The organism is Pseudoalteromonas sp. S1609, from assembly GCF_005887255.1.
Taxonomy (GTDB): domain Bacteria; phylum Pseudomonadota; class Gammaproteobacteria; order Enterobacterales; family Alteromonadaceae; genus Pseudoalteromonas.
The window spans coordinates 1-384 of sequence record NZ_PNDJ01000140.1; the positions used below are offsets into that span (position 1 = coordinate 1).

General features: G+C 40.1%; 1 protein-coding gene. It reads left to right on the forward strand.

All coding sequences use genetic code 11. From position 1 onward, the window contains the following. On the forward strand, window positions 1-384 hold a 384-nt coding region (locus CWB76_RS19095; RefSeq protein ID WP_502704770.1), incomplete at both ends, for an ATP-dependent DNA ligase.

Consider the following 384-nt stretch of genomic DNA (forward strand, 5'->3'; position numbering starts at 1 on the left):
AAATACCCAACGATTTGCAATGGCAAATCGTTACTTATCAGGTGTTTGATATGCCAGATACCGGTACGCCTTTTCATCGTCGTTATCAAAATTACCTGGCACTCATTACTAAGCTAAATAGTCCCCATATTAAAGCGGTTAAGCAATATCAATTTAGCGACAATCAGCAACTCAGTGATTATTTTAATCAGGTTACTAAACAAGGTGGCGAGGGCGTTATGCTTCATTTAGCAGAGTCTAAGCATACAACGGGTCGCTCTAGTGCATTGTTAAAACTCAAGCCATATTTAGATGCCGAAGCGTTAGTAATTGAACATTTACCGGGTAAAGGTAAATACACAGGAATGCTTGGCGCATTGAAAGTACAGACAAAACAGGGGCTGA